Origin of the sequence: Sphingorhabdus sp. EL138 (genome assembly GCF_945862485.1) — a bacterium.
GTDB lineage: Bacteria > Pseudomonadota > Alphaproteobacteria > Sphingomonadales > Sphingomonadaceae > Sphingorhabdus_B.
In genome coordinates this window covers 123,363-130,789 of the sequence record NZ_CAMAYF010000005.1, presented here as the reverse complement: position 1 = coordinate 130,789, position 7,427 = coordinate 123,363, and the positions used below count along the sequence as shown (strand labels likewise).

Annotated in this window: 5 protein-coding genes and 1 pseudogene; all 6 read right to left on the bottom strand. The window is 55.8% G+C overall.

All coding sequences use genetic code 11. The features are described from left to right. On the bottom strand, positions 1–622 hold a 622-nt coding region (gene queC / locus Q0O33_RS04055), incomplete at its 3' end, for a 7-cyano-7-deazaguanine synthase QueC (protein WP_295496391.1). Between the two features lie 227 nt (positions 623–849). Then, positions 850–1,848 (bottom strand): P-type DNA transfer ATPase VirB11, encoded by a 999-nt coding sequence (gene virB11, locus Q0O33_RS04050; RefSeq protein WP_295496388.1) that lies wholly within the window; start codon positions 1,846–1,848, stop codon positions 850–852. Beyond that, positions 1,845–2,957 (bottom strand): type IV secretion system protein VirB10, encoded by a 1,113-nt coding sequence (gene virB10, locus Q0O33_RS04045; RefSeq protein ID WP_295496385.1) that lies wholly within the window; start codon positions 2,955–2,957, stop codon positions 1,845–1,847. The genes virB11 and virB10 overlap by 4 nt, the downstream gene beginning before the upstream one ends. Next, positions 2,954–3,769 (bottom strand): TrbG/VirB9 family P-type conjugative transfer protein, encoded by an 816-nt coding sequence (locus Q0O33_RS04040; protein WP_295496382.1) that lies wholly within the window; start codon positions 3,767–3,769, stop codon positions 2,954–2,956. Before Q0O33_RS04040 ends, virB10 begins: the two co-directional genes overlap by 4 nt. Then, on the bottom strand, positions 3,766–4,998 hold the full coding sequence (locus Q0O33_RS04035; RefSeq protein ID WP_295496380.1) for a type IV secretion system protein: 1,233 nt from the start codon (positions 4,996–4,998) through the stop codon (positions 3,766–3,768). Before Q0O33_RS04035 ends, Q0O33_RS04040 begins: the two co-directional genes overlap by 4 nt. Further along, positions 4,998–7,424 (bottom strand): annotated as a pseudogene (locus Q0O33_RS04030) (VirB4 family type IV secretion/conjugal transfer ATPase); the annotation flags it as partial. The gene Q0O33_RS04035 and the pseudogene Q0O33_RS04030, both read right to left, overlap by 1 nt. Positions 7,425–7,427 lie beyond the last annotated feature (3 nt).

Here is a 7,427-nt window from a genome sequence, read left to right as displayed (position 1 = left end):
AGGCATCGCATTGACCACAGGCCGTATTGTCGGGACTTGGATCATAGCAGGACCAACTCATGCCTGCATCCAGCCCAAGCCGTGCTGCTTCGCGCGCGATGTCCGCTTTGGTCATATCTAGCAAGGGTGTGTGGACGGTGAAATGGTCGCCCTCGACCCCCGCTTTGGTAGCCAAATTGGCCGTCGCCTCAAACGCGCGAATGAAATCGGGACGGCAATCGGGATAGCCCGAGTAATCCAGCGCATTGACGCCAATCCAAAGATCGCGGGCATCGCGTGCTTCGGCAAGGCCAAGGCACAAAGACAGGAATATCGTGTTGCGCGCCGGGACATAGGTCACCGGAATTGCACCGGACTCGACGCCTTGCTTCGGCACATCAATATCCGCCGTCAACGCCGACCCGCCAAAGCGCGTCAGGTCCAGCGGCAAGATGATATGCTCCTTCGCCCCCAAATGCGTGGCAATACGCGCCGCGCTGTCCAGCTCGACCCTGTGACGCTGATTATAGTCAATAGTCAACGCAATCAGGTCATAGCCCGCCTCTCGCGCCAATCCGGCCACGACCATGGAATCAAGACCGCCGGACAAAAGGACGATTGCGGATTTATTCTGTGTGCTCATGCAGCCCCCATAGCCGTTCGGCATGGGCAAAGTCGAGACTGCGTTGGCGGGAGTGCAATGTTCCGCAAAGGTGAATTGATTGTCCCTTATTCCATGTCTGCACTTTCGTCATGCCAGCACAAGCTGGCATCTCGGGCGGCACAACGCCGCCAGGCTGGGATAAACGAAAGGACAAAGAGACGCGAACGCCAGAGACCCCTGTTTTCGCAGGGGTGACGGGGTTGGAGTCATGCAGCGTTCGTTAACTCAACACATCTTATGGCACGGTGGCCGCTGTGACGGTCCAGTTGGATGACAATGTCGATCATTGACCGCGCGTAATCCATCGTTTCCTGACGACCCAGGCCAAGTCCGGCCTGCATACATATGAAGGCAATTTGTTCGAACGCACCTCGGGGGGAATTGGCGTGCACCGTACTGATGGAACCGGGATGGCCGGTATTGATGGCCCGCAAAAACGTAACCGTTTCGCCGCCGCGCAATTCGCCCACAATCAATCGGTCAGGCCGCATACGGAGCGAAGCGCGCATAAGATCGTCGATGGTCACTTTTGCTTCACCTTGGTCACCGGCGACAGCGACCAAGCCAAGAGCGTTGTCGCTGCTCAGACGGATTTCAGGGGTGTCCTCAATGGCAATGACGCGCTCATGCTTTGGAATTTCCTTTAACAACGCGTTCAATAATGTTGTCTTACCAGATGACGTTCCGCCTGAAATGAGGATCGTTTTGCGCGCCGCAACCGCCGCCCGGAAAAAGCCTAGATAATCTTGTTCCTGCAAGAGCGACGCAAGCACAGAGCTGTCGTCAGCTACATTACGCACCGATGGAAGCGCACTTTGTTCAAAATAGCTTTCCAGTGTCATGTCTTGTAACCGATGTTTGCGGATCGCGAGCGCAACATCTCCGCGCGTTGCAGGCGGCAACACCATCTGCACGCGTGCACCGCCCGGTAATATAGCGGCAAGCAATGGGCTTTCGCGGCTAACCCCTTGATGGTTGATGCGTGCGATCTGGTGCGCAAGACGTTCCAGCAACTGACTATCAACCTGTGGGGCGTCGTGACGCTCCATCTGTGCAACCCCAAGCCGCTCTATCCATATTTCCTGCGGCCGGTTCACCAAAATCTCGGTCACATCATCGCAGGCCAACCAATCGCTGAATGGAGCTAGATAGCTGTTGAGATACACATTTGCGGCATCGCCAGCGATGGGCGCGATGTGGTTCATTGCCCGTCGCCGTCGGTACCCGAAAAATCGAGATCGCGGGCTATGAAGATACGGATGGCCGTCCCTTGCGCAACTTTTACCGTAGGCGGGATGTTGATGTCCCGCTGCAAGGCAATTCCAGCAACGCTTTTGGCATCATCGGCCGTGCGGACGATGACATCATTACCCCCTTGCTGCAAAAGCCCAAGGCCGGATTGCACAACGGACAATAATATCGCCGAACCAAACCGCTTCAGGAAGTGGCTATCCACTTTACCCCCAAGGCCCGCACGGCCAAGCGGGTCGGTGACAGGCGAGCCGAGCGACACGGTCACGCCATCTGGGCGCGTCAGCCGCGTCCAAACGATGAACGCGCGAGATTGTCCAGCGGCGAGGCCCGAGCGATATTGCCCAATCAAGCGGCTTCCACTGGGGATGAGCACCCGCCGGCCATCAAAACCCATGACATCGCGGCTGATCACGGCGCGGACATAGCCGGGTAAATCTGAGTTAATGGCGGTTTCAAGAACGCCTGCGATGATTGCGCCCTGCGGCACCGTATAACTGCTATTGGCGATACGCACTGCACGGGCAGGCGCGTTTTCACCAGCTGCAACGCGGTCGGAAAATCTGTCTTCCGCGCTCAAATCGTCGTTTTTTGCACCTGCGAGCCCAGGCGTAGGCGGCACCAAGGCGACCCCGCCTTTTGTGGTATCCACGACGATGCCAGGGGATTGAAAGCGGTTCGGACCAGAGGCTGCGGGACCGACAATACCCAGTGCTGCGCCATTGGGATTATTCACAGGCGGTGGTATCAGGACTGGCGGCGGCAATTCCGGTGGTCCCGGACGCAGCGTCGGTTGCGGCACGAGACCGCCGGGCGGAACAACCGCATTTGGCGTAACGGCGGCAGGCTGTGCCGCAGCTTGGTTTGCTTCATTCCGGCTGTTTGCCAAGCTGCTAAAGGTTAAAATGGCAAGCAAGCCAATGCCCAGCACGCCCAATTTCATTCCCGGCGATAGGCCATTTGGCATGGCTACCGGAGACAAAATCTTTTGGTTAGCCTCTTCAAGCGTGTCGGTGTCCATACTGGCGCGCGGGTCAACATTCCCGGATTTGAGCAGGCTCATGGCTTTGCCTCCATCGATTTGCAGCCAAACAGACCGCATTTTTTCTTTGTTGCGCGTTGTTTCGGGGCATCTGCGCCGGGTGTCGGCACGGCATAAGCGTCGTTAAAGATGATAGTGACTTCTTTGCCATGACGCAGCACAAACTGCGGCGCGACTTGTTCAACGACAGTGTAAGGCCCCCGCACCGCAAAGTTAACGACACTTTCGCCAGCGTCCGGCGTAATGCTAAAAATTGCAGGAGCCGCCGTGCCAGCAGCAAAGCGGAAATAGGTCGCTTTACCATCGTCAAACACTTGTTCGGGCACGTTGGCCTTTGCGCCGTCATAGCTATAGGCGCGGTTCCACAATTCTGGCGGTGTTGCAATCAAAGGTGGCGGCGTTGCCATAGCGTCGGCTGCCATGACTTTCGGTGGGTAGCGGAAACGCACCGCATAAATAATCTGGCTTTGCGGCACACGCAGGCCGGATTTGGCTAACAGTTCAAGATTATAGCGCCGCAAGTTTGTGATAATCGAGAGATTGGTCGCAGGCGTTAGACCCACGGGTTTCAGGAACATGACCGTTCCTGCACCATTAGGGGTCACCTGCCAGCCAGAGGAGTCACCAATGCCAACAGTTTCAATCTGTTCACCCGGTTCAAATTCAAGCATCATTTGATAGCCAGTATGGCCAGTCAGACGAATAATGGCATCGGGGTTATAATCCACATAGCGGATATTTGGGGAAACCTGGGCGGATACTGCCATCGGCAGAATGCCCATGGTGCCTGTTGCCATGATGATAAGGGCGAGCCAAAGATAATGTCGGATCATGCAACGTTCCTGATGGCTTTAATCGGCGCGCGGATCGCATTGACGGGGCCTCGCGAAATGCGCCGGTCGGAATAACTGGTTTTCTGTCTTGCTTGATCCGCATCAGCATTTACCCGCTGCGGCAACAATATCCCTCGCGGGTTGCTCGGGCTGCTGCTTGCGGTTGCCGCGGCGGAACGCTCAATAGCGCCGATCAGCGACTGCATGCGTTCATTATACACGATGTTGCTGGACGGCATTGGGACATTAGCGACTGGTGCGGAAACTTGACTATCGATTGTGCGACCTTGCCCAAAGGACAAGGTCCAGCCACTTACAATCGTACGGCCAATTCGGAATAGCTGCACCGCCACCGCCACCATGATGAGCACGATGACCAATATGGTCAAAGCTCCGCGCAATGAGAAATCACCCTGCCCCGCAGACACATACATTTGCGTCAATATAGGTTCAAGCGCCGCCACAGCCCCCGCAGACGTTATCATCGTCATGACAGGCACCAACGCCATTATGATCGCCGCCCGACCCCAGCCGAGGGCCAAACCCCGTGTAGAGGCAAATAAACCCAGCACCGCAAAGATGGGGCCAAGCAGCAGCAGCAGGCCCAGGATGATTTTCGCCACGACCAGGACACCTGCCGAAGCCAGCACGAGGAACAGTGCGCTAAACAATAGCATATTGGGACCAAGCGAGTCCTTTGGCGCGACAAAAGCGGTGATATTGTTTGCGGTCACAGGAAGTGTTGCGGGTTCAGTCGCTGTTGTGTTTGTTGGCAGCATCTGTTCCGGCCGAGCATCAAACTCCGTCCAAGCATCGGCAAGGTCAACCATGCGGCCCGACAGCACATCAATACGTTCGGTAATGCCGCGCACATCCCCATCATCAGGGTTAATAGCACGCACGATTTCCTGCGGCCCTTCGGTCAAGACATCGTATACCAAAACCTGATAAGTTGCCCAGTTACTGGTCAGCGCCAGCACCGCGCCAATCATGATCATACGCGGCATCATCTCGCCAACGCTAAGCGAGGAACGTCCAAATATCAGCCGATAACCGATGATCGCGACGTAAATCGTCAACGCAATCGTGAGGGCAACACTAAACACGCTGCCTTGGCCCAGCAAATTGGCATAGCCAGCTTGCACGGTGGCCCCGATATAGCAATCAACGGCATTCACCATCGTTTCCGCCGAGCCTGCCGCAGGGTTGAGGGTAACGCAACTGGCCATCAGCTATGCATTCCCGTTTTTGCAGCTGACCACGGGGCCAATGCAACTTCCTGCGCATCCTTCAACAATATCGGCATCCATTCGGACGGCGCATCACCATGCACGCGGCGCAGTTCGTCCAGTTTACGAACGCTGCTTTCGCGGCCCGACAACACGGTGATTGCATCGGGCATATTGCCAATGTCGAGACGCGCAACCACGCTATTCCCGCCTTGTTTGATCAAAACGCAGCGCAAATGTTCTGGCAAGGATCGCACGAGATCCAGCTCATGCGCGGTAAGGCCGAAACCATCGCAATAATCGGATGCTTGTGCCTTGGGGTTGCTCATGAACAATTGCGTGGCGGATTGTTCAATGATGGTCGCGGCAATCTTACTTTCAATCGCGTCACTTGCGCTTTGTGTGGCAAAACCGACTACCCCATTGCGTTTGCGAATGGTCTTCATCCAATCCTTCAGACGGCGGACAAAGATGTCGTCATCAAGCGCTTTCCACCCTTCGTCGATTACAATCATGGACGGGCTGCCGTCCAAGCGTTCATCAACGCGGTGGAACAAATACATCATCGCGGGCGTCCGCAAGGTTGGGTTGTCGAGCAATGCCGTCATGTCAAAGCCAGCGGTTCTTGTATCAAGGTTCAACTGGTCTGCTGAGTTATCGAACAACCATGCATGCTCACCCGAGCCATACCAAGGTGCAAGGCGCGAAGCGAGATCACCACGGATGGGACGCGCGCCACCAGCCAGTAGCTCCACCAAATACCGTAATTGGCGGTATTCGGTGGGCTGACCGAAATTAGCATCCACGGCACTCGCGATAATCGCGTTTTCATCGGCAGTAAGTTGCCCGCCCGCTGGCGTAAGCAATTGCGATAACCACTGGCGCAGAAACGCCTGATTTGTTGCATTTTCGGGTAGTTGAAGCGGATTGAAACCGGTTGGCGTTCCGGGCCGCAAGACATCATAATGGCCACCAATGGCGCGAATGAAAATCTCGGCACCACGATCCTTATCAAAGAAAAAAGTGCGGGGATAAAACTTCTGCGCTTGCGCAATCAGGAAATTGAGCACCACCGTTTTGCCCGACCCCGATGGCCCGATAAGCGTGAAATTACCCAAATCGCCGCTATGCAAATTAAAGAAATAGGGCGTGCTGGATGTCGTTTCGAGCACCGTGATTGGTTCACCCCATGGACCGCCTTCAGGCATGCCAATCGGAAACCCATGGAGCGAAATAAGACCGGACAAATTGGCCGTCGACACCAATGCCTTGCGCGCAATAAAATCTGCGTTGCCGGGAAATTGACCCCAAAAGGCACTTTCAAGATTGAGATCCTCACGCACGGCAACGGCCCCAATATCAGCCAGCGATGCTTGCACGTCGGCGACGGCAGCATCCAGCGCGGCCAAGGTCATAGCGCGGACATGGACAGTCAGATGGTGCTCGCCATAAGCCGCAGCTCCGCCCGTAAGGTCATCCTTTGCACCCAGTAGGCCTTGGCGCAGGGTCGTAGTCTCGTCTGAGGTCGCACGTAACCGGCGCAGTGCAAGCCCGATGCGCTCATCTGCGATCTGCCGGTCGATGAAAGCAAAGCTCTCCGTCATCGTCAGCTCATGCGGCAGGCGCAGCAGATTATCGAGCATACCCGGTGCGGTATAAGCAGGATAATCTTTGATGGAAACAATGGCACCAAAACGCGACGTGTTAGCGCTAGCGCCTTTCAATTCCAGAGCATCCAGGCCAAAGCTGATCCGCTTATAGGGCAGATAGTGGCCAGCGTCGCCCATGGGTTCAAGCACGGGCTGCATTTCACAATTATATAGAGCCGACAATATCTCAAGCGGTTCGGAACAGATACCGCTCGCACCTTGATAGCGGCCCAGCAGGCGCGGGCCATAACGGCTGAGGGCGGAAAGCAGGTTGGTACGTGCCGCATCCAATTCGCGCAGTTCCCGCGTTTGGTCAGCCAGCCGTTCGGCGCTGTTGCGTGTACCATTGCCCCATTTGGTGAGGCGGTCAAAAAAGCCGATCTTTCCCCGGGCTGGTCGACGTACTAGCATTAGCACTATGTCATTTATATAGAGCCTTTTGCCGCGCAATTGTTGCTGCCACGCATCGTCTAGGTCACGGACAAACCCCTCTGGTTGCGCGCCCGATAGTTCGGCAGTCACCTGACGACGGATGACGTGGCAATATAACATCAGGTTAGAGTTTGCGATGCCGCGCATCACAACATCACGCACCGCCGCCATATGGTTCAGTGTTTCACTATCGGCAGTTTCAAAAGCAACACCGTCGACCTGGATCATCTGGATCAAGTCGCCGCTGCGGGTCATAACCGTATGGTCATCCAAATGCCCGGCATAAGGCAGACGGTCCCCTGCACAGGGGTCCAAAGCTGAGGCTTTTTGGGCAACCGTTTTCATAGA

What these genes read in the sequence shown, in the direction of transcription:
- Q0O33_RS04035 (WP_295496380.1), bottom strand. Translation starts at nt 4,998, where the DNA reads ATGGCCAGTTGCGTTACCCTCAACCCTGCGGCAGGCTCGGCGGAAACG.
- virB11 (WP_295496388.1), bottom strand. Translation starts at nt 1,848, where the DNA reads ATGAACCACATCGCGCCCATCGCTGGCGATGCCGCAAATGTGTATCTC.
- virB10 (WP_295496385.1), bottom strand. Translation starts at nt 2,957, where the DNA reads ATGAGCCTGCTCAAATCCGGGAATGTTGACCCGCGCGCCAGTATGGAC.
- Q0O33_RS04040 (WP_295496382.1), bottom strand. Translation starts at nt 3,769, where the DNA reads ATGATCCGACATTATCTTTGGCTCGCCCTTATCATCATGGCAACAGGC.